Source organism: Sporosarcina sp. PTS2304 (genome assembly GCF_003351785.1).
Lineage (GTDB): Bacteria > Bacillota > Bacilli > Bacillales_A > Planococcaceae > Sporosarcina.
Window position 1 is genome coordinate 2,277,901 of record NZ_CP031230.1, and the last position, 26,124, is coordinate 2,304,024.

A 26,124-nucleotide genomic window follows, 5' to 3' on the forward strand; every position below is an offset into this window, starting at 1 on the left:
TCATTCACCTCCTTAATATTGATAGGTACCCAATGTGGCTACTCCTTCTAACGTTACTCCATATTTTGTATCGTAAGCTTTCTCGTTCAAACAAAACATAGAGCCTTCGTATAAGGATTCAATTAACCCTTCATTACTTAATTTTTTTAATTCATGGGAGTAAAGATTGACACTGTATTGCTGTGCTTTTTTAATTAACTCATTAAACACTTTAAAATCACGAATTTGTTCATTTAAACTAGCAATCAACTCTTTCCCAGCATCACCATACGGCACCAAAACCGCAGTCGTAGGCGAATGAATCGCTTCAAAGTGCTTTTCAATCGTTTTCAGCATCCCGGATGACCTAGTTTTTTTCGGTCGTTGTGATGCAAGTGTTCCTTTTAATAAAGTAAGTAAATCATAATCCGATCCCGCTGGCGTGATTAAAATTTCACGTTTAGCTTGTTCCAAAAAGTATGTGAAATAGGTTTCAATCGTTGCTGGATGAAGTAAGCGATCAAGCAATTCAGGATTGGATAAAATATAATTATCCGTCACTTCCGCACCAATTCGTATTTCAGGAAGTTTTGCTAAATTCTCGTCTTTGGCACGAATAACATAAACATCCCCAAGTTCTCTTTCCGCATGTCGATTACATCTACCTGCTGCTTGTGCAATTGAATCTAGTCCTGCTAGAGATCGGATCACTGATTCGAAACTTATGTCGACACCCGCCTCAATCAATTGCGTACTCACACAAACCACTTTCTCTTTACCTAACTTGCTTTTAACTTCTTCTAGTACTTCTTTACGGTGCATAGGACACATTGATGTACTTAAATGAGCGACATGTGCACTTCCAAGTATGTCTAATTCCTGATACAATTTCTTTGCTGCAGACTTCGTATTCAAAATGATTAAAACGGAATCTCGATCCTCCAAAAGCGTTTCAGTAAAGCTGGCAATTTCAGCCGCATTCCAGCCTTCCTTATCTACTTTTGAAGAAATATTTACACGTTTAAACGCATCTACCACATTATCAAGATGCGGAATCATTTCTGGTTCCTCCGCCAAAAGAAGCGGAACATCAATTTGTTTAATTGCCGCATGATTGGCGGGTTGGGTCGCAGTACAAAGTACAATACTACTATTGCCAACCGTCTGTAGAAAATTTACGGACGCATGAAATAATTCTTTATGTTGATAAGGAACTGATTGCACTTCGTCAAAAATAATAATAGCATTCGTCAAATTATGTAGACGACGGCTTTTCCTCGTTCCTTTTTGATAAAAAGCATCTAAATATTGAACCATCGTAGTGAAGATAATGGGATAATCCCAATTGTCTCGACCAAGTTGCATGCTTTTGTGATATGAACTATCATAATAGTCCGATTCATTGTCTAATGCGGTATCATCTATAACATTGGCATGATGCTCGAGCACAGCTTGCGGTTGCTTTATAATAGCTCTAACTTCTTTTGCATTTTGCTCAAGAATCGTCGTATAAGGAACAACGTAGATAATTCGAGATTTGTTATACTTCACCGCATGCTTTAACGCGTAACGCAGACTTGCATACGTTTTCCCACCGCCCGTCGGAACAGTGAGCGTGTAAATGGCAGATGGTAAATTAGCAACCTTATCGCAATTTTCAGACATATCGTTGCGCAGTCCATTGATACCCTCTCTATTTTTTTGCCACTCTGTTACAGTCTCCATCAAATGTTTATAACCTTTTTCAAATACTTCCCGGTTACTCTTTATAGGTTCAATACTTTTTTCTTCAAAACATCTTGTATTCGTTCGATCAGCATCTATCAAACAACTAAATACTAATTTTTGCATTAGCGTTAAATAAACATTTGGATTCTTACCAAGTAATTTTACTTTTTGAATGAATTTTTGCATCTCTTCTTTTGCTTCCTGAACAAGTCTTTCCACTCTTTCCACGTTTCCTGGAATACTTTCAAAATTCGCTACAACTTCATCGAAATACGGTAGTTCTTTATTCGTTACGCGTCTTACATAATCAGAAGGTTTCAAATCAGGTTGAACAAAATTCTGCATACCTGAATGATGAGATAAGACAGCCATTCCTATTGTCTCTACTACATAATCTTGCAAAGGATCTTTTTCCCCGTACTGTTCATACAAATACTTTGCCCCAGCTGTAGAATGATCTATTTTTTCTCCTGCCACTTTATTTTCAAGTACCGCATTTTTTAAATATGTAGTAAAGTGTCCAGTAAACTTCCCCATATCATGTAAAAAACCTGATAGTTCAGCATGCGCACCTAATCCCACAACTTCTCCATATGAACGAGCAAGTTTCGCAACTTCTTCTAGATGTTCTTGAACAGTTTGTTCTACATAATCCGCTTGACGAATATGCGCAATGAACATAATGTACACCACCTATATTAGTTATTTTTACTTATTTATTCCACATAATCAATACTAATGTATCACATATAATTTATCAAAGAAACAATTAATTTGTCGGGAAAATGATTACTTACATACATTTTACTACAATATACGTAGTCTACTCTCGAATCTACTAGATAACAAACTAGCAAGAAGGTATAATCTATTGTGAGATATAAACTTAATAGAATAGGAGTTGTCTACATGCTAGGGAACTTTAAAAGTATTCGTGGAAAATTATTAGCTAGCTTCTCGGTCGTAGTTTTTTTAATGATCCTAATGGCGTTACTAGTCTTTAAGACATTGAATGATAATAATCAAGGCATCGTAAATATTTTGGAGCACGAATTGCCTCTCTTAGTGGCAGATGAGCGTTTGTCATTTGACATGGCTAATCGAATTGCGGCATTAAGAGGATTTATCTTGACCGGAGATCCTCTATATAAGGAATTATTCGATCAATATACAGACAAAAGCGAAGAGTATCAAGCGACCATTAAGCAGCTTGGTACGACACCTGAGACATTGGCACTGATGGACAGAACTGTTCAATGGCGTGAAGCTGTCACGTCTAATGTGTTTGATGAATATAACGCAGGAAACGAGCAACAAGCACGCAACAACTTGCTAGCTTCCACTGCTGAAGCAAGACAATTGATGGAAGACTATGAACAAATTGCGTCTGCTCGAGAAGATCATTTATTTACTATTGAAAGAAGCATGCTCGCGGAAGGGCATACTATACTGTTTACAGTTATGAGCATCATCGTCGTTATCATTTTACTAAGTTTGGCTGTTGCGTGGTTTGCTGCATCCGCCATCGCAAAGCCGCTCCATATCGTCAGCCACCGAGTGAAGCTCATTGCAAGCGGAGACCTCAGCAGCCCATCGATAGAAACGAAACTGAAAGACGAAATCGGAGAACTAATTACAGACACAAATATTATGAGCCGCAATATGCATGATCTGTTGGACGAGATTAATAAAGTAGCGGAAACAGTCTCCAGTCAAAGCGAAGAGTTGACACAATCAGCAAATGAAGTGAAAGCGGGTACTTCACAGATTGCGACAACAATGGAAGATATCGCGCATGGAACTGAGTCGCAAGCAAACAATGCAAGTGAACTATCTTCTGCTATGGAAACATTCACAACAAAAGTCATGCATGCAAACGAAAACGGTAATTTTATTCACCGCTCTTCCAATGAAGTGCTAGATATGACGAACGATGGAAGAAAAATGATGACCTCTTCTTCGAAACAAATGACAATCATTGACCAAATCGTTCATGAGGCGGTCGGAAAAGTCGAAGGACTCGACAAGCATACGCAACAAATTTCCGAACTCGTATCTGTCATCCAAGGAATTGCCGGACAGACGAACCTTTTAGCATTGAATGCGGCAATCGAAGCGGCGCGAGCAGGTGAGCATGGAAAAGGCTTTGCTGTCGTAGCGGATGAAGTCCGGACGCTGGCAGAGCAATCGGCTGCTTCTGTTACGAATATTACTGAAATCGTCAAACAAATTCAGACGGAATCCAGCCATGTTACAAATTCTTTGCGTGAAGGCTATAAAGAAGTCGAAGAAGGAACGAATCAAATCGAACAGACAGGCGAAACATTCCAAAAAATCAGCCAGGCTGTCACAGACATGGCTGATAGAATTCGCGAGATTGCCGATGATTTGAGAGTCCTCTCCGAAAACAGTCAAGAGATGAGCGGATCAATCCAAGAAATCGCTGCTATTACTCAACAGTCGGCAGCCGGTGTGGAACAAACAGCTGCTTCAGCAGAAGAAGCTAGTAGTGCAATGGAAGAGGTTGCTAGCAATTCAAGTGACTTGGCACGATTGGCTGAGGAATTGAATGATATGGTGCATAAATTTAGACTATAAAAAAACGCTGTCCCGCTTTTTGGGGACAGCATTTTTTATCAAAATCTCGATTGCATCGGTTTTTTCAACGGATTCTTATTCAGCAAGTAAGAAATATATGTTTCTTCCATCCCCAATTGCGGATGGGAATTATTCAGTAATACCGCTAAGTTCTTTGCGTCATCTAATGCTCTATGGGCTTGCTGGACGTCAATTCGGTGCGCTCTCAACAATTGCTGCAGCTTGCCATTTTCAAAGCCATAGTTTTTCCATTTGATCTGTCGGACAGAACAATACCAATCCATATCCAATGTATCGGGCAATAATCTGCTAACAAACCCTCTGTCAAAGGTAGCATTGTGTGCAACAATACCATCGGCCCTGTCTAAAATAGATAAAATCTTGTCCATATCGAGTGTCTTCCCTCTTACCATCTGATCGTTAATTCCTGTAATTCTTGTAATTATTGAAGGAATCGAATAAAACGGTTCCTGAAATTCACAGTATTCTTCCGCTACTCTAACGATCCGATTCTGATCAAACTCGCCAAGCATAACTCCTAATTCAATGACTTCACTAGTGTCCGCACGCATTCCTGTCGTTTCCACATCTATAAATGCTATATGTTTAGTCATGAAAAAACTCCTTATCTGTAAAACTTTTTAGTGTTTTATATTTTTTACTCTTTTATTATGAAATGTGTACTTTCTAGTATATCATTTTGGCGGAAAATAAAGAATTATGTAGCTTACTAGACGATATGGTATTGTATTAATATTTTCTAAATATATAATAGTAATATATCATGACCAATTTAATAACTCATAGTGTGGTTCTTTTACTTATATGTAAAAGATTAATAAGGAATCAGGTGAAAATCCTGAACGGTCCGGCCACTGTATTTGGGAAGTATTTTCTACATCGCCACTGGTTTAGTAACTGGGAAGGCAGAAGATACGTTATACGCCCATAAGTCAGGAGACTTGCCACACTATTTTGCACGAAACCTTCTAGGAAAAGGTTGAATTGTGTACTTTTCAATCGGTTTCTATCATTGAATATACATAGCCCTCAACTTTCTATTTTGGAAGGTTGAGGGCTTTTTGATTGGTACTATATATGCAGTGTGTGTAATACATCGCGCTCAAAAGATTTATAGGTGAGGAGAGAATTCATTGAGGAACAAAAAGATGTTGAACGTATTGTTAATTATGATGTTGGTACTCAGTATGTTGCCAACTTCAGTATTCCCTTCCGTAGCATTTGCGGAAAGTGAGATGGCCGAGTCAACTGATATCATCGAGGTTGCAAATCAAGATGCTTTAGCAAATATGACTGGCGACGGTACGTATAAATTAACAAATAATATCACCGTTACCAATTGGCAAGCTATTGATTTTAAAGGGACACTTGACGGAGACGGTTATACGATAACTTTAGACGGTACACCGTTATTTAATACGTTACATGGTTCGGTGCGGAATTTGTTGTTGGATGGCAATGTAACTTCTGACACTGCAACAGGTGCACTAGCTATTAAGATGACTGGAGGACTTATACAGAATAGTTGGTCTGGCGCTTCCGTTACGGTCACTTCATTTTTAGGAGATGTAGCTGGACTTGTCGGGATTATGTATGATAGCAGTGCTCATAATGTATTAGTAACAGGCAAACTAACGCCTGGCATGTACGGTTCGACTTTCGGTATCGCAACTCACGGTAAGAATTTGGCAACATTTGATAACTCCTATTGGACAGATACTAAAGCTGAAAAAGTCGCATTAGCGGTAAAAAATTCGACAGATTCAAATTTAGTAACTTCCCATACTTACGATGAACAAGAGCGTCTGCTCAACAATACGGTCGCTGTTATAGCCGGTTTAAAAAAATGGATAATTCAAGACGAAGTTCTAAAACCAATAGGAACCGTGTCTGATGGGAATGCAAAAGTTGATAAATCAGCGCTTCACTTAATAATAGAAAAAGAGAAAAATTATGTGGCAAGCGACTACACGTCTTTCTCTTGGAATCGACTTCAGGATATATTGACTAACGTTAAAAAAAGCCTAGAAAGCTCCGAAGTCCCACAATATAAAATTGATCAACTAGTCATTCAATTTAACAAAGCTGTCGATGAACTTATTACAGCGAAAAACTACGAGTTATTGAAACTTGAGATAAATAAAACAGATGAAATCATGACTAATTATCAAGATTATACTAAAGAAAGCTACGATGAAGTATATAAAAAACGCACTTTAGCTATTTCGGTGAAAAAGAAAGTAGAGTCTTCTACCAATCAAAATATAACTGATATCGCAGTTCTTGAAGCTTACAATGAGCTAGCTAACGCCATTAAAAATCTCGTGAAACGGCCGTGGATCAATATTACTACTGCAGAAGAACTATCTTCTATAGAAGGTGATAAACAGTATATTCTCACTTCAGACATTACAGATTATGAAGGAAACATTAACACTCTTACAGGGAAATTAGACGGTAATGGACATACGATCTCTTTCGCTACAGATGCAAAACCTTTATTTCATACTATCGCAAAAGATGCAGAAGTTCGCAATTTAGGACTTACAGGAAAAGTGACGGGTGGCGGTGCATTCGCTGAAATTTTAAGTGGTACTGTGAGAAATAGTTACTCATGGGCGGATGTCGATAACGGAGACCAAGTTGCCGGTGGAGTTGCTGGAATTTCACCACAGCAAGCGACAGGAAATATTATCAATATGTACGTTACTGGAACGGTTACTAGTACCAAAAGTGCTGGTGCATTGCTTGGTAGTAGCGGAAGTTCAACCTTTTTTTCAAATAGCTATCATGCGCAAAATATAGATGCTATCGGAACCGGAACTGATGAAGTAGTAGCTATTCAAAAAAGTATAGAGGAAATGCAAGAAGAGTCTTTCGCGCGTTCACTCAATGAAAATAAAGGAAGAAATCACTTACAGTGGAATCGCAATGAAGATGGTCTTCCATATTTCGGAATAGAAGCAGCACCAGTCGAATCGTTCCTTCCCGTAGTGATGACTAGTTTAGTTGATTTACCTAGTCAAACGATAAAAAAGAGTGGTGATGTATTAACGACTAGTATTTTTGGTCAAGATGATGGATTTGTAGCACAACTAGCTATTCCCGATTATAACAAAACGATTCAATGGGAAACGACTTCTAAAGAAGCGAATTCTCCGGTGATTGTTAGCCGTTCGAGTGGAGAAGTATTTGTTAGAGCACCAGGGACTGTCACTGTAACAGCTATTGATCACTCAACAAATAAATCGATTCAGTCGTTTACATTAACTGCTGAAGTTCCTGATACATTTGATATTACACTCCAAATAGACGGAGAAAACCAAAGTGGAAAAACTCAACACACACCAGGGAGTGAAAGCTTTGCAATACGTCCTGTAGTCACTGTAAACGATGGAAACCCTCTACATGTACTGCCCAGCCTATTTACATGGACGAGTGATGACCGTTCAGTAATTAGAGTATATAGTGATGGATATGTCGAACCTGTCAAAGTAGGGGCAGCTACTATTACAGCTTCTTTAGAAAATAAAAGTGAAAAAGTAACTATAGTAGCCGGTTACACAGCCATACAAACTATTGAGCCTTCATTTAAAGGGACGTACTATATTCACGGTCGCAGTCCAAATTCAATCGGACAAAACGATACACCAGGTATAGCTAGCTTCAGCCCTTTACGAAATTCTGCAGACGGCGGACTCATTATCGGCAGTGAGTTTTTAATAGCAAATGTTAACCCGAAAAATGCCACGTATGCTAAAAACTATACGGTGGCAACTGATAAGCCTGATATTCTTGTCTACAAAGGATCGATGCTAAACAGCCTGCTTCCAATAAAGGAAGGTACTGTTCAACTAACCGTGACAAGTAATGATCCGCAAGCAGACCCGAAGCCAAGTGGAACTTCTGAAGTCACGATTAAATATTTCAATCCTTTAGAAAGGTTAGCAGTGGAAAACGATACGCTGACCGTCACAAAAGGGGAAGTCATTGACGCTGGACTTATCTTTACAGGTCCAAAGTCTGTTGACGGATATCATGTTACAGAGAGTATGATGACATGGAAACAAACAGGTACTGGAGAAGTGTTACCTTACCGTAACTATCCCGTGATTATGGTAGGCGATGATGGCGCCTCTACCAAAGAAGGTGTTGTATCAAATGATCAGTGGCTCCTTCGCGGTGTCAAAGAAGGAGACGTTACTCTCACTGGTACACCTGTAGACAATGCGAACGGTGCACAAGCTATTACTTTAAATATCAGAGTAGTGGCCGGAGAGGACGTAATAGAACAACCCGCAAATGAACTGGTTAGTGAAATACTTAAGAAAACGATAGATTATCAAGTAAATCAAATAGGAGCACCGACATTTGGTGATGAATGGACAATTCTCGGCTTTGCACGTGCAGGTTATGAAGCACCAGCTGACTTTTACGAAACGTATTATGCTGCTGTGTATAACAAAGTACGAGCAGAGGCAGCGCTACCTAGCAAGCGATACGATGATAAAGTAACAGAAGTACAACGGTTGGCACTCGCACTTACAGCGATAGGAAAAGATCCGCGTAACGTAAACGGTGTGGACTTACTTGATTATAGTTGGAATAAAGAAAAGAACTTCCCTAACATGACACCAAACGGGATACTCGGTCACCGTCAAGGATCGAACGAATTGATTTTCGCCTTATTAGCAGTAGACGCTCATAAAGATTTCAAACAGCCGAGTGATGCGACTATCTCTACAGATGAAATGATCACTAGACTACTTGATGAATATCAGACAACTGACGGCGGCTTCGGCTTAAGCGACAATAAAACTTCAAGCACTGATATGACCGCTATGGCCATCCAAGCTCTTGCTAAACATCAAGACAAGCCTAAAGTGAAAGAAGCTATAAATCGAGCACTTGAAAAACTATCTATTATGCAAGGTATAGACGGCTCGTATGGAACGTCCGAATCTACGAGTCAGGTTCTAGTTGCATTAGCGGAGTTAGCTATCGATCCCCACACTGATCCGCGCTTCATAAAAAGCGGTTCCAGCGTATTGGACGGACAAATGACCTACGCAAAGAAAGACGGTTCATTCTCTCATTCAATTGGCGGACAAGGTAATGTCATTGCTACAGACCAAGCACTCTATGCACTAGCTGCACTAGAGCGTTTCTATGCAGGCGCCAACAGTCTTTATGACATGAATGATGTTGTATTCGCACATACTGGCGCGCCAGAAGTTACTAGTATTTCTATATCTCCTTCTACTAGTCAACTAAATACCGGGAAAAGTATGCAACTAAAAGCAACAGTTCTTCCAGTAGAAGCAAACGATCAATCTGTCACATGGATTAGTGATAATGAAAGTATAGCTACTGTAACTAGTGACGGTGTAGTGAAAGGAATCACTGCTGGAACTGCCACTATTACCGTAGAGACAAACAGCGGAAATCACACCGCTACAGCAATCATTACGGTAGTAAACCCTGCTCCTCCCACAAAACCGGAAGCTAAAAAAACCGTTACGCTTTCTGTTGAGAAGCAAACAATTGGTGAAGGCAATATAATTTCCAGTACAGCCACTACAATCGAAAAGGGCGATACAGCCTTCACTGTATTGAAGCGACTATTGGATACGAAAGGGATTTCTATTAGCTATATCGGCTCCGGAAGTAGCTTATATGTACAAGCAATCGATGACTTAGGGGAATTCGATCACGGTCAATCTAGTGGATGGATGTATTCCGTAAATGGTGTATTTCCAGAATTCAGTGCAGGTCTTTACGCTCTACAAGATGGTGATGTGCTTCGTTGGAGATATACGAAAAATCTAGGTGCAGATTTAACTAATCCACCACCAACAAAGCCGGATCCTAAGCCAGACCCGAAACCAGAGCCACAACCTAAGCCAGACCCGAAACCTGAAACACCGCCAGCAGTAGAAGCACCGAACAATGTAGAAACTGTTATTAAAGATAATAAAATAGAGATTCAAATAAAAGACGAAACTACTGGTGTTCTTTCACCTGCTCCGATCGAAAGTAGTGAAGTAGTCGGTGGGTTCTTGATTGTGCAAATCGGTAGCAAAGGACAAGCACTGCCTGAAGGGCTCAAGCTTCCAGAAGGCAGCAAGACAAAAGTAGTTGTTTTGGATAATGATAAACCTTATGATTATTTCGATACGGCGAGCAATACAAAACCGAATAAGGAGTGGAATATTACGTTTTCAGGCGCATTGTTAGATGACGCGGAAAACCTCAAAAAAGTACAAGTACAAAACGCAGCTGGAGAAACGGTCGATATGAAAGTGAAACTATCTCCTGACGGAAAATCACTAATCATCATACCGAACGCAGACTATCAAAAAGGTGAATTGTACTACATCACCATTTCTGGTGTAGTCTCAGCAAGTGGCAAGACATTAAAGCAAGACATTCGTAAAATCTTTATTGTAGAGTAAAACTTCCACATAGAGTCGAATGAACATACAAAGAAAATGAGGCTGGGGTATATCTAAATAAAATCCGTTCCTCTGCGCTCCAACACACTTTGAAATTCTAAAAAGTAATCGTGTTCGCGCTCATAGCAGATTATGTCCCAGCCTCATTTTTTGCTTAATCTTTCATCACAGAATTGATTGTTGACTATATTTTTACATTATTTCATCCAAATATCGTAGTCATACTCACTTTTAAGTAAATCAATGAATGAATTATACATAAAGCGGTTAATCAACAGGCAGGCCACATTATAGATGTATAAACTTTCAGCGGGTTTTACTCAATCCGTTCTGATCTTGAATCATCCACTTTGATGCTTGAAGTAGATTTGGAAAGCTGGCATCTGCCAGTGGATCTTCCATACCAATGAAGACCGTTTTCGTACCCGCTTTTTTCCCGGCAATGATATCCGTATCCGTATCCGTATCCGTATCTCCGACCATATACGATGAACTAAGATCAACATGATAATCTTCCGCTAAATCCTCGATCAGTTTACTGTTCGGTTTCCGGCAGGCACACCCCGATTTCGGCTTATGAGGACAATAAGCAACCGCATCGATTATCGCGCCTTGTTGACGAAGCATCGTCTTCATATAGTCATGGATGGTAATTAATTGTGATTCCTTCATATAACCGAGCCCTACACCTCCCTGATTGGTGACTACAAATATATAATCGAATACTGCATTCAATTCTTTAATCGCTTCTACAACACCGGGCAATAAATATAACTGATCTGGCTTATTGACGAACTTTACCCTCTCTGTCAATACTTCATTAATCACACCGTCACGATCCAAAAATACTGCTTTTTTCATGAAGTTCACTCCTTGTTACATGTAGTACTACTCCACAGGATTACCTCCATCGCTGTATTTATACCGGCTAAAAAGTGTTTTAATAGAATGCCGAATAGGTTGTACGTATAATAAAAATCAAATGAAGAGGAAAAGGAAGTGGTCATATGTGTACGACAATCGGCTTTAGCTATTTAGAAGGCCATGTTTTCGGAAGAACGTTAGAAATAGGCGTTAGACTCGACAATCACATCGTTTATATTCCTGCTCACCACGAAGGATTTATTAAAGCAAATGAAACAACCTACTCTTCTCGCTATGCGGTAATTGGGACAGGATTTTTTCACCAAGCTTCTTTAGCAGACGGGATTAACGAAATGGGCTTAATGGGATCTAATAACTTACTGCCTGGTTACGCCTCCTATTCAAAGGAGACAGTAGCAGGTAAGATCAACCTCATCATGTCAGGTGCATTTGACTATTTGCTTAGCAGGTGTAAAAATGTCGAAGAAGTACGTGAAGAATCACAAAAACTTCTGATACTGGAACACGGTGAATCAGAAGAAGAACTTTCTACGAGCGCACACTTTTTTTCATGGATAACGAAGGCAACGGCATTGTATTAGAACCAAAAGACGGACAACTAATTGTTCACGATAATCCATATGGCGTGTTGACAAACGCACCCGAATTTCCTTGGCATGTGACTAATCTAAAAAACTATTTGCATCTACAGCCTGCTAATATAGAAAATACAGCCTATAATGGCGTCACTGTTACGAAATTTGGCGAAGGAAGCGGCATGGTCGGACTTCCAGGTGACTTTACTCCCCCTCTCGCTTTGTAAGGTCTGCTTCATTCGTATCTAATACACCAAAAGATCTCAAGCGAACAGACGCCATTTTACAAGGTTTTCGTATTTTATCGCAAGTGGATATCCCAACTGGTGCCGTCATCGATCCAATAGAAGGTCATAACGACGAGACTCTTTATACAGCTATCATGGATACGAAGGAAAAAGCATATTTTCTTAAATATCACGATAATATCAACATACAGCCTTTCTATATTGACGACTATAAAGATGAAAAAGATATTTTATTCATTGAGATTGTCAAAGATATGGAACTTTGATCAGTTAAATGACAAAACGCCAATCCTCTTGCATGGAATTGGCGATTTTTCTTACTACCAAGAACAGGAAAAGATATATTTTCGTTTCATCCTACCCATCTGGAAACTGTAATTCAGTAGTGAATACATCTACTCACTCTATACAAAATGGCATATAACTTTTTTCAAAAAAGACCATCACAGAAAATCATATACTACTGATTTTTCGGACAGTCCTGAGTTTTATCGAAATTTTATTATTACTGCGCTACCAACAATCGATTAGCTAACAATCGACTTCTTACCAAAATACCAGCATACGCTGCGAGAAACGCTTTAATTACACCACCGATTAAAAACGGCACGAATCCTGCCATAAACGCTGCTGTCCAAGAAAGCTCAGCAATAAACTTCAGCCATACAGTACCGAACGTCAAGGCGACGAACATGCCAATAATATTTGCTACCATGGCATGTGGAAATGTAAAACTTGTACGCTCCATATAATAACCCGTTAGAAATGCTGTCGGTATGAAGCCAATCAGAAAACCGCCAGTCGGGCCAAAAATAACTCCTAATCCTGAAGACATGCTAGAAAATACAGGCATTCCAACTGCTCCCATTGCTAAATAAACGACTACAGTAATCGTTCCATAACGTGAACCTAAAATCGTAGCAGCTAAACCAACAGCTAATGTTTGTCCTGTAATCGGAACAAGTGGTAGTGGAATCGTAAGTTGTGCCATTACACCAATAATTGCTGCAAATAATGCCGAAACGATCATCATACGAAGTTTGGATCTGGATTGAATCATTTTATACAAGCCCCTTTGAGTAAACCAGGTGAATTTTATCGTTAACGCTAATCTTATCTTATCTTATGGGAATTTTAGTGTCAATATATTTTAAGGTTTTTTCTAACATATTACGTTTTTTCATTTATACTAAATGAAAAGGAGCTGATGGTATGGATGAAAAACGTTTCGAAGTGATTGAAAAACAAGGGAAAATGACACAATTCCAAGTGATTCGTGATAATCAGACCGGTGTGCTGTATATGTCCTATGCTGCTGGCTATGGTCTAGCCATGACTGTTATGGTAGACCCCGATGGTAAACCTTTAGTCGATAAGAATTATCGTGGGCCCGGATACTATTAATCAATAAAATAGCAGACTTGTTGCTATACACAGCAACAAGTCTGCTATTTCTCATTCCGGCAAAATTCGAATATCCACAGTTGCAAACTTAATTTGAGGATTCTTCCTAAATTCTGCTAACATTCTTCTTTGCAAATACGTTTTTGCGCTCGTCCCGTTTTTATAGTCCACTACGTAACGTAGTATCAATACAATCCCCATATCATTCGTATCTACAGAAAACACTGGTCGCAACTTTTCTTTTTTATCTAGAAAACCACCATCTCCCCCAAGAAAAGTAGGTACTATGCATTCTTCAAAATAAGCAGTTCCGGCATCTTTCATAATTCTCTCAGCTTCTTGCCAATCACTATCAAACGAAAAAATATTCTTAATTTCATGCCAAACGAAGTCATTTTTCACGCCACTCATTTTAATAGACTCATTGAAAATGATGCTATTTGGCAACTTAATAACGCGTCCAGTGTTGGCATCAGAAGATAACGTATTTCGCACTTCTAGAAGCTTGACATGTATCGGATTAATCTCAATTACGTCACCAATCATATTATTTATCTCTATGCGATTCCCAACCGCAAAGTACTGATGATACTTAATGACAAAGTAAGCAATAATATTCGCAGTTAATCCTCTAACCATGAATACGATGAAAACCCCAAATAGTAATGCTAGTAATATAAGGGCATTGATTGCCTGAACCCAAATAAATAGTACGCTAATGATCGTCAGTGTAGCGATCATTTGTTTAAAGACTTTATGAAGTCTATACCGTTTTTTAAAATCACTGACATTGTGTGTAATCATTTTTTTGATTAGAATATGTAAAGATAAACCTATCAAAGCGATTATAGCTGTAAGTGAAATCTTATTCAGATAAGCATCTGGTCTTTGTAAAGTAGATGCTATACTTTCGGCTAGACTTGTGAAATACTCCGATAAAAACTCTGGCATGTATTCGCACTCCTTTGCTTTGTCTTACCGTTAGTATACACTACATCCTTCGTTACGCTTCTACTTTAAATACTTCAATACTGCCTACACATTCCTCGGGTATTTCTACCGAATCATTCCATTCTATTGACTCCATCGTTTTGATATAGACTGTTTTAGAGTCCAAACTCCACCCGCCTGATAACGAAATTACTCCGTACAACTCTGCATTTTCCATAATTCTTGTATCGTTGGTCAACTTTCCATCTACAAGTTCTGCTATATAAATATCTGATTTATATACGTCCCCTACTTGAACCGGCATATCATAAAGGATCTTCGTTTGATCTGGCGATAAATTATAGAAATTAATCCATTTCCCTTCTTGATCCTCTCCGCCTGAAAGAAGCTTCGTCACTTGCTCTTGCTGTTTGTTCCAATAAAATATGCCATCTTTTTCATTCATCGTACCTTGAAATAGTACAGAACCATCTGCAAGCATGGAAAAGTCATTGATATCATTATGTGTGCCTGGTAAATTCAACACAATCTTCACTACACCATCTTCGAGCAATTGATATATACCATGTTCACCTTTTTTATTCTCGCCGGCTATATAGAGTTGATCATCATATTTTGTCAGATAGGCCAATGAATAATTCTCAAATAAACTCATATCCCATGTTTCCTTTATATCCTTTTCTGGATCGACTCTCACTATAGTTTGGGTGGTGAAGTAGCGATAAAACACTTCATTGTCTACAAACTGTGTATCATCTGGTGACGCGTTTTCAAGTATATTCATTTTTCCGTTTTCAAGATTATGGACATATAGTTCTCCTTCTTCATTTTCAAAGGAAAGTGCCCATTTTCCATTCTCTGATACTGTGAACGCTTCTCGCTCTGCTACTTTCTCTTTCGTTCCTTTCAATAAGTCCATCAAATACAATGCACCATTTTCATTGTAGGTAATCGTTTCTCCAGTTACCGGTTGGTGATAGGGCTCATTTGAAATCTCTCTCCACACTTTGATATCTTTCTCTTTTTTCACTGTAAGACTACCATCTGCCAAGGCACTTTCCGATTTAACATCTTCATTGATTACGACATTTTCACCTTCGACAATTGGCATGGAACAACCTCCGGCAAGCAAGCTGATTGTCGCTAAAAATGTGATTTGTTTTATCTTTTTCTTCATACTTGGTCTCCTCCTTGTTTGTGTATAGCGATAGTTTACACAAACGATATTGCCGAAATTGCATTAGTTATTGCCGACTTGTTGCCAAGTTAGAAAATTAATAGAAACTTCCACTTTGCCTTGCTTATATTCAAAAGAGATCATTCCGTTATACTTCGTTACTAGTTGTTTAACAATTGTCAGACCAAGCCCATTACTTCCAATGCCCTTCGTACAAATAAACGGGTCAAAAACATGCGCTCTGATTTCTTCTGGCACTCGCTCGCTGGCATTGCTCACTGTAACCACAGAATCAGCAAGTACTACATGAATAGTCGTATTAGCTATACCGTATTTAATCGCATTATCAAGTAAGTTTATGAAAATTTGTTGCAACTCATCCTGATTTCCAAGGATGACATGGTCTACACCTTCTATTTCAATTGTCATCTGTTGCCGTTTCGCTTCTATGTTCATATCTTCCACAACCGATATAATAAGCGGGAGTAAATGAATCGGCTTCAATTCCTTTGATACTATAGATGTTTCACTTTTCGATAGCTCTATTAAATCAATAACCATGCGATTCATCCGATCACTTTCTAAACGGATTTTTTGCGTAGCTTTGTGTAAAAATTCAGGATCATCAAAAGTAGGATCACCTATGATTTGCGCATAACCAGAGATTGTAGTTAATGGGGTTTTTAGTTCATGGGTAATATTATTGAAAAACGAAGTACGCATCTTTTCTAGGATAAGCACTTTGTCTTTTTCTTGTTCGACACGATCTATATGCAACTTAATGCTATGCTGCATATCGTTAAAACTATTCGCAAGCACTTCTATTTCATCCTTTGAATGAACTTCTACCTTCTGTTGATAATCCCCCGTGGCCACGAGTTTCGTCGCCTCGGTCAATCGCAGTAACGGCTGAATAATTCGTGTTGTAACGAATAGTGAAATGACAAATACTCCAATAAATAAGGAAGCAATCAATAATGTAAAGCTCCTTAGCACACTATTATTGCGTTTGATCATTGCCGTATAATCACTTGTAAAGCGTAGGACTCCAAGGAACTCATTATCGATATATACTGGATATGCAAAATAGATCAATGTGCCTCCCTCTAGATCTTGTCGTGTGAAAGATGCTTTATTTGCAAAAGCCGCTTGTAGTTCGGGCGCTGACGCTTGTTCACTGTCCATTTGATACACTTGGTTCTCTACTAAAAATTGCTGATCAATCGGTACCGCCTCATATACAAACTGTCCTTGACGATCATATATAGCTACGCTTTGCGTCTGTAACTTACTCAACTCTTGTGCAATCCCGACGCCAGACTCTTCAAAAAGGTCTTCCTTTGGTGGGTGAATTTGTGCAAACTGCTTACTATACTCTCGCGTTGTATACTGAAGCTTCTTCATATCATTTTCAATTACTGCTAAACTATTTTCTGCCAAAGAATCTTTCATGACTTGTTGCACAAAAATGGCTACTAAGGTAAACAAGACGAAATAACTTAGAAGAAACTTTTTGCGGATCGTCCATTTCATTCAGTTATTCCCCTCTCATCTTATACCCCACACCAAAAACTGTTTCAATAATGGGTATAGAGTTTTTGTCGGTTATTTTTTTCCGTACACGTTGCACATGAACATCGACCGTCCGAATATCTCCTTCAAACCAATAATCCCAAACGTGATCTAATATTTCTTCACGTGTAAACACTCGGTTTTTGTTCTGTGCAAATAACAGCAATAGCTCATATTCTTTCGGCTTCAAAGGAACTACTTCCTCATTTTTAAAAACTGCATGGGAACGGGGCTCTATTCTGACACTTTCAGTAATTCGGATAGATGAAAACGGACTTGATTGATGTTGGCGACGAAGTAGTGCTTTCACACGCGCAAGTACTTCCCTTACATCGAACGGCTTTGTCATATAGTCATCTGCACCTAACTCAAGCCCCAGTACTTTATCGACAATATCATCACGCGCAGTCAACATGAGAATAGGGATTGCACTACTCTCTGTAAGATTCTTACAAATATCAAAACCTGTCATATCTGGCAGCATTAAATCTAGAATTACCAAATGAGGATTCACACCTTCAAATAATCGAAGCCCTTCTTCTCCAGTTGCTGCGCTATGTACAATAAATCCTTCCTTACGAAGCGCATATGTTAGAATATCAGCTATAGATTCTTCATCCTCTATAAGTAGAATTGCTTGTTTAGTTGCCATTGTTTTCTCCTTGTCGATACATCTAGTTTTTCTTTTAGTTTACTAGAAAGTTATTGCCAAATTGTTGCTTATTGGAAAGCAGTTCTAAAATCCACGAAAAAAAGAGAACCTAATAAAAGTTCTCCTCATTTCACCATTCATTTTCATAACAAACACGATCATTACTTCATTTAGAAGCGCTCGTTTAGTCTACTTTATAGACGAAGACTTAGTTCATGCTTTTAATTCCATATAAAATGATCATGACAAGTAGCTAGTAATATCTGCTATTCGTTCTTCATATCATACATCTTTGCATCTGCCTGGTGAATTAGTTCTTCAAAACATTCACCATCATCTGGATAAATGGCAATGCCTATCGACGCATCAATTTTAGGAATAGATTCTATAGACATATTTGCTAATTGCTTTTTAAATTTCTTAACATACTCTGTTTGAAAACATTCTTTGATGTTCGGGATGATATGTACAAATTCATCGCCACCCCAACGCACTATAAGATCATCATCTTTTGCATTCATTTTTATCAAATTTGCGACATACCGTAGTAGTTCGTCCCCTTTTTGATGACCATACGTATCATTCACTGTTTTAAACTTATCCAAATCAATCAATACTACGCCCATTTTCTTTCCTTTAACTTTGCATGTAGATGCTCGTTTTTTAAATACCGTATGAACGGTTCGTCTGTTGTATGCATTGGTCAACGGATCTTTCTCTGCATAATATTTAGCTACATCGTATTGCCGCCCTGCTAGCCATGCGACTAGTAAGAAAATAGCCGTCAAAATGAAAAAGCTGGCTTGAAATGGGTACTGCAAATATTGATGATAATAAACATAACGAATCCCGTTGAACAATATAACAATCCCAACAGCAAGGATTCTCCCTTTATATGTCATTCTATATCTCCAAGTCCATTAATCTTTTTATCTAATTTTAGCATACGCCTATCAGACTAGAAAGGGAAATTCTATCAGGAGTATAGTTTGGCATGGATAATTTTTCTTTATGGTCTGCCGAATGACTGACTATAGAAATGTCCCGACTGAACCATTTGACGAACTCTTTCCAAGCGAATCTTTTCATACGTTTTCAATATTTCTTCAAACGATTGCCGGTGTCTTTTTGCAACACACTCCCCTAATACAACCGCGTCTTGCAATGATTCGTTAAATCCACTGGCCGTTACAGGAGCAGGAACATGAGCCGCGTCTCCAACGAGTGCAAGTCTGCCGTTTACTAAGCGCGACGGAACATATTCTTTAATAGGAATTCCGATTAACGTTCGCGTTTCAATTCCATATAAAGCGGCAAAACGCCAAGGTTCCGGCCATTTTGCCGCTTCACTCGCCAACTGATCAAGCGTTGGTTGCGGAACATCTTCTCCATCTAACGAATGGCGCACGACCATGCCTTCTACACAGCCAACTTCACGCAACATTTCACTTTGTTTATTGTCATACCACGTACAACCGATTCTACGACTTTTTTCCGGATCATCCGTTTCAATAATCGAACCGAATTTAAAGCCATCCCAGCTGTCGAACATATCTACAGTCGGTCCGTCTACAGTAGAAGCCAATTGCATCGTATTCGGTAATTCTTCTTCTCCTACCGAGGCAATCCATCCCATATATCCAGCATAGGTCGCATCAGGTTGGTCGGGTGCGACAGCTTTCCTTACATGACTCCTATGTCCATCTGCTCCGATGACGAAGTCCGCTTTCAACGTTTCTTCTTTATCCGTCACAACCCATGCTTGTTCCTGATCTTGTCCTACTGATTCCACGCGTGTGTTGTAACGTAACGTAATTCGTTGATCCTTCTTCGCAACTTCACGTAAACGCGATTCAATAGTCGACCAAAGTTGTACAGAATCTTCGCCATTAGATACGAGTCGTTTCAGCAAAGTTTCTGTTTTGGATCGCCCGAATGTCCCACCATTTACCCGTAAACCTGAGCCTCCCTGACGATGTTCGCTCACTTTTTCTACTATTGTTACGTTCATATTTTCTTGCGCCAATGCAATTCCCGTCATCAGTCCCGCCAATGAACCACCTACAATAATCACACTATGAGAAGACTCTTTTGGATTTCCAAATAGATTCTTCACGAGTTCCACCCCTTCATTTCTGAGTAGTATATCATCTCACCATGGCGTATAGTCAAACGGGCTTTGATGCAATAGAAAGAGTTTACCCCACCTGCTCATACCATTACTAAGTGTTTCTGTAGATGAATTCATACACGGAGCGAACCGCGGAACCCTCTTCCCGCATAATAAGATTCCGCACCATTATGATAGACGAAGACCGTATCGTAGCGGCGGTCACAAAAGATAGCTCCGCCCAGTTTACGAATAGCAACCGGTGTTTGTATCCAACTAGATGTTTTCTTATCATACTCACCGAGTGTTTGAAGCTTACGATATTCTTCTTCTGTTAATAACTCAATCCCCATCATTTCAGCAAGCTCGACTGCACTATGTTGTGGTTTGTTTTTCTTTCTTGATTGAAGCGCTTCTAAATCATAGCAAGTACTTCTACGACCTGCTGGACTTTCCGCTGCACAATCATAAAAAATATATTCATCCGTTTGTTCATCATAACCGACTACATTCGGCTCGCCGCCTGTCTCTTCCATCTTACTCAATGACCACAATTTTTCATTATTTGATTCAAGTTTTTTTTGCACATGACTCCATTTTATATCTTTATGAAGAGTTGGATGTTTCTCGAAACGCTCTTGCAATAGTTGAAGAAGTTGCTCCCGCTGTTTTGATGATAACGTATTGCCTACATTTTTCATCTTCATTTCCTCCCCACAATGTTATTCACTTCACGTACTAGTATACGTTGATTTGATGCACACGAAACATTTTACATATGTTGTTCGTTATAAGTAAAACAAACTATTCAAGGAGTTTGATTCGTATGTTAATTGTACTACTAAGTAGTGCACTTTTTTTACTCGTCATCGTATGTATGAAACCACTGCTCATCGGAATCGTTTCACCCGCAAATTTCCTTGCTAGAAAACTGGCTGCGGCCTATTGGTTCCAGCAGACCGTATGGAGCAGTTTATTTTTATTTCTTTTAAACGCTCTGCTTTTTAGTGCTACCGCTGCCATTTTATTTATATTATCTTATGCATTTATTCCATTTCTTCATTTACCTGTAATGATAGGTGCTGTATTGTGTAGTCTATTTTCATGGATTTCTATTTATCATGCAGATCGGAAAAGCAGAAAGCAACGCTTGGTGATGGCAGGACTCGGCAGCAGTTTCTATCTCTGCCTCTTTGCCTTTATCACTTATCGCATATTTACTCCAATAATTGGAACCGAAATATCAGAGCAAGATGATTTCATGGAATTTATCGGACTGTTCTTCATGGGGCTAGTCTCTCTCACTGCGTGGTTTGTTTGTTTACTAATTACAGGGATTTATCGCAAGGAATAATAAATAGTCTGCTTCAAAAAAACAAACTGCTAGTTATTCCAAAAAACGGAATAACTAGCAGTTTGTATGTTGTATATGCATAGAAGATTCAGTACATCGCACTTTGTTTTGTATACCTTCTGACGGATTATATGGGAGCATTTGAATAATAGCGCATAAAACGTTTCTCTACATTATCTAAATGAACAACCATCTTATTTTTTGACAATCGAACATCCTTTTTTTTCAGAGCTTCCACAATTTCAATATGTTCTTGGTACGCATCCTTAGCACTTTGCGGCACTGTGCTGGACAATATTAAAAATGCACGATTCACTCCAGTATTGATCCGTTCAATCATTTTTTTTAATTCAGCATTATTATTTAGAGAAGCGAGAAGGATATGAAATTCACGATCCAACTCGATAAAGTCTTGATAATTATCGCGGTTAATCGCATCGGACTGTTCAGAAAGATTTTCTACTAATGTAGCTATGAATTCCGTATTCACATGCGCGACTACTTTTTCTATACTGTGCACTTCAAGAATACTTCTGATTTCCATAAATTCAAGAGAATTTTCTTTAGTGAAACTGGCAACAATCGCCGGTCTGCCTTTCATCTGAATGACCAGTCCCTCTGCTGCTAATCTATTTAGTGCATCTCTAAGAGGCGTTCGGCTAATCCCTAGGTTTTTTGACAAACTTTCTTCCGGTAGAGCTTCCTCATCTTTTAGTTCACCCGTGATAATTGCTTTTTTCAATAGATTATACGCTTGATCCGCCAATGTTTCGCTCGGTCTAATTATTTTCATGTTCCCACCCGCATTCTATTAGTATAAGAAGTATTTACAGTCGTTATTAATAAAGTACCGTTATTAATACACAATTGCAATTAATTCTATTTCCATATCATGGGGATTTTCTAAGCCGTGACTTTGTCCTTTTGTAATTAAACACAAGTCCCCCGCCTTGACCGGAACACGTTCTTCTAAATGGTTTAGAAAAATCCCTTCACCACGCAAAATATAGTAAGCTTCCGCGTCTTTTGTATGAAGATGATAGCCTATAGATGCGTGTGGTTCCACAATGACTGTCGCAAACAATGCAAGACCCTCTACTTGATCTTCTTCAGTGAGATTTTTTTGTATATGAACGCGACCACATCCTTGATGTAAATTCTCCAAACAACTAGTTTCTTTCACACGTTTAATCATGTCTATCAACCTTTACTAAAGAGATTTGGAAGCGCCGTAGAAATACTCGGAACAAAAATGATAATTAAAACGACTAATGCTACGATACCAATTATATGAAGAACATATGGGAATGTATTTTCAATACCCATTTTTCTATCCGTAATACTGCACCCTGCAATCAGTGAAAGTCCTACAGGAGGAGTAATATTAGCCAAAGCAAAGTTCATAATAAGTACCATTCCAAAATGAATCGGATCAATACCGTAATTCATTGCGATTGGCATGAAAATTGGGCTCAAAAGTATAATCAGGGACGTTACTTCTGTTAACGTACCTAATACTAATAAAATGACAGAGACGATCAATAAAAATTGCAATGGAGTATGCGCCATCTTCAAGAAGAATTCAGAAATCATCGCCGGAATTCGATTCGCTGTTAATACATATGTAAACGCATTAGCGAATGAAATGATGATTAAAATAATAGCAGAAGTAACTGCTGAATTTGCCATAATATCTTTGAATACACGAATATTCAATTCTCTATAAAATAAAGATAAAATGAATCCGTAGACAACCGCGATGACTGCAGCTTCTGTAGCCGTTACTAATCCGCTGAAAATTCCTCCTAAAATAAAGATTGGAGACATTAATGGGAAAAATGCTTCTCTGCAAATCTTCCAAAACTCTTTGCCACTAAGCTTTTTAGTTTCAATTACGCCATATCCTTGCTTCTTAGACATATAAGAAACGTACACACAAAAAGCTACTGTTAATAATAGACCCGGTAAAAATCCGGCAATGAATAACTTCCCGATAGATATATTTGCGGTAATGCCTAAAATTACCATCGTTATACTCGGTGGAATAATTAGTCCTAATACACCTGCCGGACCAATAATACTCGCTATAAAGGAATTACTATACCGCTGTTCTTTCATTCTAGGCACAATTACAGAACCTACTGCATATGTTGTAGCAACCGTAGATCCTGATACCGCTCCAAAAAATGCACTTGTCACAACAGCAGTCATACCTAACCCGCCTGCGAATCTACCAACTAGCGCATCCGCTAATGCCATTAATCTCTTTGTCAATCCGCCTTTCCCCATAATATTCCCTGCAAGTATAAATAGGGGTAAAGCTAAATAAGAGAAATTATTGACACCGGAAAACATGCGTTGTATTAAAATCTCTAAAGATACATCACTAAAGAAAAGAGCACCCATTGAAACTAGTCCGATCGTGAAAGCAATGGGCATACCAAGAAATAGGAGAGTGAAAAACGCTACTAATATAGCTATAATCATAAACTAGCCTCCCCTTGGTTTGATGGATCGGGTTCTATAATATTTAAGATAATAAAGTAAATAGAAAATATCGCACTAATCGGAATGACGATATAAAATAGCCCCATTGGTAATTGCAATGTAGAAGAAGTTGTACTCATCGTCGCCATCGTTAATTTAAAGCCATAGACAGCAATGACTGCGAACATTCCAATGGTCACTGCATAAATGATGCGATCAATGACTTTCTGAAACTTTTCATTCGCTAGTCCAACAAAGTATCTGACACCTAAATGCATTCTTTCGTGGATTGCTAAACTCGTCCCTAAAAATGTAAGCCATATAACTAATAATCTTGCCAATTCTTCTGTTCCAGGTAATGAATACTTGATAAATCGCGAGAATACCTGAACGAATACGATAACAGTCAGACCTGTAATGACAAGTATGCATAAAGCAGTGATGATTTTTACAATCCATGATGTAATAGTAGATAACATGCTTTTCCTCCCCGTATACCGTATATTCTATATTTCCAAAAAAATCTCTCCTAATTCAAGGAGAGATTCAGTTCTTACCAGCCGGAAGCGTCTCTATAAACGTCCATTAGCTCTTGACCGAAGTGAGCTTCTTCCCATTTATCATATACAGGAAGCATAGCTTCACGGAATGCTTGCGTATCTACATCATCGTTAATCTGCATACCTCTCTCACCTAGAGTTTTAATATAATCATCTTCCATCTCATCGTTCTTCACTAATACTTCTTTAGAAATACGATCAGACTCTTCCAAGATTACTTTCTGGTCTTCTTCTGAAATCTTGTCCCATACATCGTTATCAACGACCATCATAATGGTGTTATAGAAGTGACCTGTTAAAGACAAGTATTTTTGAACTTCATCAAATTTTGGAGCTACAATGTTGGCGAGTGGATTTTCTTGTGCATCAAGCGCTCCTTGCTGAAGTGCGCCATAAACTTCACTGAAAGCCATTACTGTCGGCAGTGCACCTAGTTGCTCAAATGCATCAATTCTCAAATTCGATTCTGCAACACGAATACTCAAGCCTTTCATATCTTCCGGCTTTACAATCGGACGTTTGTTATTTGTAATGTGGCGGAATCCCCACTCTAGATATCCGATTTTCTTCATTCCTTGCTCATTCATTATATTTGCCAAGTATTCACCGAATTCTCCTTGGTATGCTTCACGGGCGTGGTCAATATCTTTCCACATATAAGGCAAGTCTTCAATCGCCATTTTTTTATCTAATGACTGCATCGTACCAACCATAATTGCGCCTGCTTCCATCGTTCCTAATTGCAATTGCTCAAGCATTTCTGTTTCAGATCCTAATTGACTGTTTGGAAAAATATCAATATCCACACGGCCTTCTGTTTTTTCTTCTACATTTTTAGCCATTTCATTGAGTAAATCTGATGCAGGGGTTCCTTCAGATAATGCATGACCCAGTTGCAATTTTACTGTTCCTCCATCTTTTCCATCCGCACTATCATTTCCACAACCAGCTAACGCCACTACGCTTACTACTGATGCAATAAGTCCTAACTTGAATTTCTTTAACATACGTTCTTTCCCCCTCGAAATTTACTAGTTTGTCCTACATTTTACTTTCATACCAGAAAGCGCTTACATCCAGCCTGCACTCTTTTCATACTTCCCTTGCAACAGTAGACGCCTCTTCTAAGTTTTTCTATTATAGTTCGTATGTATACTGTATACAGGATTTAGTTTAGAATACAATACCATGAATTGAAAGTCAATTAAATTTTTAGAAAGTTATATTTCCTGTTTAATATCCAATGTCTTTTACTCTTTTTTATTGAAAACTTACAAAAGAATAAAAATAATCATTTTACAAATCTAGTATTATTGATTACGATGGATTACGTATACTGTATACAGATGATAATTATAATTATAAATT

The 26,124-nt window shown here is 38.6% G+C and carries 21 protein-coding genes, 1 pseudogene and 1 riboswitch; of the genes and pseudogenes, 6 read left to right on the top strand and 16 right to left on the bottom strand.

Annotation, left to right across the window (positions count from 1 at the left end):
* Positions 1 to 12 precede the first annotated feature (12 nt).
* Positions 13 to 2,388 (bottom strand): CRISPR-associated helicase Cas3', encoded by a 2,376-nt coding sequence (gene cas3 / locus DV702_RS10865; protein WP_114924776.1) that lies wholly within the window; start codon positions 2,386 to 2,388, stop codon positions 13 to 15.
* A gap of 228 nt (positions 2,389 to 2,616) precedes the next feature.
* Here cas3 and DV702_RS10870 point away from each other — a divergent pair, with 228 nt between their 5' ends.
* Positions 2,617 to 4,305, top strand: a complete 1,689-nt coding sequence (locus DV702_RS10870; RefSeq protein WP_114924777.1) for a methyl-accepting chemotaxis protein — start codon at positions 2,617 to 2,619, stop codon at positions 4,303 to 4,305.
* Between the two features lie 38 nt (positions 4,306 to 4,343).
* On the opposite strand, the gene DV702_RS10875 is transcribed toward DV702_RS10870, so the two are convergent.
* Positions 4,344 to 4,919, bottom strand: a complete 576-nt coding sequence (locus tag DV702_RS10875) for an exonuclease domain-containing protein (RefSeq protein ID WP_114924778.1) — start codon at positions 4,917 to 4,919, stop codon at positions 4,344 to 4,346.
* A gap of 178 nt (positions 4,920 to 5,097) precedes the next feature.
* Positions 5,098 to 5,290: riboswitch (cobalamin riboswitch) on the top strand.
* 169 nt (positions 5,291 to 5,459) lie between these two features.
* On the opposite strand from DV702_RS10875, the gene DV702_RS10880 reads away from it, so the two are divergent.
* Positions 5,460 to 10,781, top strand: coding sequence for an Ig-like domain-containing protein (locus tag DV702_RS10880; RefSeq protein WP_114924779.1), 5,322 nt, complete (start codon positions 5,460 to 5,462; stop codon positions 10,779 to 10,781).
* Between the two features lie 306 nt (positions 10,782 to 11,087).
* Here DV702_RS10880 and DV702_RS10885 read toward each other — a convergent pair whose 3' ends face one another.
* On the bottom strand, positions 11,088 to 11,642 hold the full coding sequence (locus DV702_RS10885) for a D-glycero-alpha-D-manno-heptose-1,7-bisphosphate 7-phosphatase (RefSeq protein WP_114924780.1): 555 nt from the start codon (positions 11,640 to 11,642) through the stop codon (positions 11,088 to 11,090).
* 146 nt (positions 11,643 to 11,788) lie between these two features.
* Here DV702_RS10885 and DV702_RS17230 point away from each other — a divergent pair, with 146 nt between their 5' ends.
* Together DV702_RS17230 and DV702_RS17235 are read left to right on the top strand one after the other, a co-directional pair.
* Positions 11,789 to 12,247, top strand: a complete 459-nt coding sequence (locus DV702_RS17230) for a linear amide C-N hydrolase (protein ID WP_114924781.1) — start codon at positions 11,789 to 11,791, stop codon at positions 12,245 to 12,247.
* Positions 12,217 to 12,755: pseudogene (locus DV702_RS17235) on the top strand (linear amide C-N hydrolase). The gene DV702_RS17230 and the pseudogene DV702_RS17235 overlap by 31 nt, the downstream one beginning before the upstream one ends.
* Before the next feature lie 239 nt (positions 12,756 to 12,994).
* Here the strand turns inward: DV702_RS17235 and DV702_RS10900 are convergent.
* Entirely contained in the window at positions 12,995 to 13,549 is a 555-nt protein-coding gene (locus DV702_RS10900) for a biotin transporter BioY (RefSeq protein WP_114924782.1), read from the bottom strand.
* Between the two features lie 152 nt (positions 13,550 to 13,701).
* Between DV702_RS10900 and DV702_RS10905 the strand changes: the two genes are divergently transcribed.
* The gene (locus DV702_RS10905) at positions 13,702 to 13,893 is read left to right on the top strand and encodes a DUF6440 family protein (protein ID WP_114924783.1); all 192 of its coding nucleotides are present in this window, start codon (positions 13,702 to 13,704) and stop codon (positions 13,891 to 13,893) included.
* 51 nt (positions 13,894 to 13,944) lie between these two features.
* On the opposite strand, the gene DV702_RS10910 is transcribed toward DV702_RS10905, so the two are convergent.
* The 7 genes from DV702_RS10910 to DV702_RS10940 all read right to left on the bottom strand — a co-directional run bounded on the left by DV702_RS10910 (position 13,945) and on the right by DV702_RS10940 (position 21,056).
* Positions 13,945 to 14,844 (bottom strand): mechanosensitive ion channel domain-containing protein, encoded by a 900-nt coding sequence (locus DV702_RS10910; protein WP_114924784.1) that lies wholly within the window; start codon positions 14,842 to 14,844, stop codon positions 13,945 to 13,947.
* 52 nt (positions 14,845 to 14,896) lie between these two features.
* On the bottom strand, positions 14,897 to 16,021 hold the full coding sequence (locus tag DV702_RS10915; RefSeq protein ID WP_114924785.1) for a hypothetical protein: 1,125 nt from the start codon (positions 16,019 to 16,021) through the stop codon (positions 14,897 to 14,899).
* 63 nt (positions 16,022 to 16,084) lie between these two features.
* Complete coding sequence (locus tag DV702_RS10920; protein WP_114924786.1) at positions 16,085 to 17,554, bottom strand: sensor histidine kinase; 1,470 nt, start codon at positions 17,552 to 17,554, stop codon at positions 16,085 to 16,087.
* A 4-nt stretch (positions 17,555 to 17,558) separates the two neighbouring features.
* Positions 17,559 to 18,245 carry a response regulator transcription factor gene (locus DV702_RS10925; RefSeq protein WP_114924787.1) on the bottom strand — a complete coding sequence of 229 codons (687 nt, stop codon included), beginning with the start codon at positions 18,243 to 18,245 and terminating at the stop codon, positions 17,559 to 17,561.
* Between the two features lie 266 nt (positions 18,246 to 18,511).
* On the bottom strand, positions 18,512 to 19,147 hold the full coding sequence (locus DV702_RS10930) for a GGDEF domain-containing protein (protein WP_114924788.1): 636 nt from the start codon (positions 19,145 to 19,147) through the stop codon (positions 18,512 to 18,514).
* A gap of 107 nt (positions 19,148 to 19,254) precedes the next feature.
* Positions 19,255 to 20,361, bottom strand: a complete 1,107-nt coding sequence (locus DV702_RS10935; protein ID WP_114924789.1) for an FAD-dependent oxidoreductase — start codon at positions 20,359 to 20,361, stop codon at positions 19,255 to 19,257.
* 128 nt (positions 20,362 to 20,489) lie between these two features.
* A complete protein-coding gene (locus DV702_RS10940) occupies positions 20,490 to 21,056 on the bottom strand; it encodes a DUF4256 domain-containing protein (RefSeq protein ID WP_114924790.1) in 567 nt (188 codons plus the stop codon).
* A gap of 125 nt (positions 21,057 to 21,181) precedes the next feature.
* Between DV702_RS10940 and DV702_RS10945 the strand changes: the two genes are divergently transcribed.
* The gene (locus DV702_RS10945) at positions 21,182 to 21,709 is read left to right on the top strand and encodes a hypothetical protein (protein ID WP_114924791.1); all 528 of its coding nucleotides are present in this window, start codon (positions 21,182 to 21,184) and stop codon (positions 21,707 to 21,709) included.
* Positions 21,710 to 21,836: 127 nt separating this feature from the next.
* On the opposite strand, the gene DV702_RS10950 is transcribed toward DV702_RS10945, so the two are convergent.
* From DV702_RS10950 to DV702_RS10970, 5 genes are all read right to left on the bottom strand, one after another.
* A complete protein-coding gene (locus DV702_RS10950) occupies positions 21,837 to 22,502 on the bottom strand; it encodes a GntR family transcriptional regulator (RefSeq protein ID WP_114924792.1) in 666 nt (221 codons plus the stop codon).
* Positions 22,503 to 22,565: 63 nt separating this feature from the next.
* Positions 22,566 to 22,904, bottom strand: coding sequence for a cupin domain-containing protein (locus DV702_RS10955; RefSeq protein ID WP_114924793.1), 339 nt, complete (start codon positions 22,902 to 22,904; stop codon positions 22,566 to 22,568).
* A gap of 5 nt (positions 22,905 to 22,909) precedes the next feature.
* Complete coding sequence (locus DV702_RS10960; protein WP_114924794.1) at positions 22,910 to 24,196, bottom strand: TRAP transporter large permease; 1,287 nt, start codon at positions 24,194 to 24,196, stop codon at positions 22,910 to 22,912.
* Positions 24,193 to 24,675, bottom strand: a complete 483-nt coding sequence (locus tag DV702_RS10965) for a TRAP transporter small permease (RefSeq protein ID WP_114924795.1) — start codon at positions 24,673 to 24,675, stop codon at positions 24,193 to 24,195. Before DV702_RS10965 ends, DV702_RS10960 begins: the two co-directional genes overlap by 4 nt.
* 74 nt (positions 24,676 to 24,749) lie before the next feature.
* Positions 24,750 to 25,763: a TRAP transporter substrate-binding protein gene (locus DV702_RS10970; protein ID WP_114924796.1), complete on the bottom strand. Its 1,014-nt coding sequence runs from the start codon at positions 25,761 to 25,763 to the stop codon at positions 24,750 to 24,752.
* Between the last annotated feature and the right edge of the window lie 361 nt (positions 25,764 to 26,124).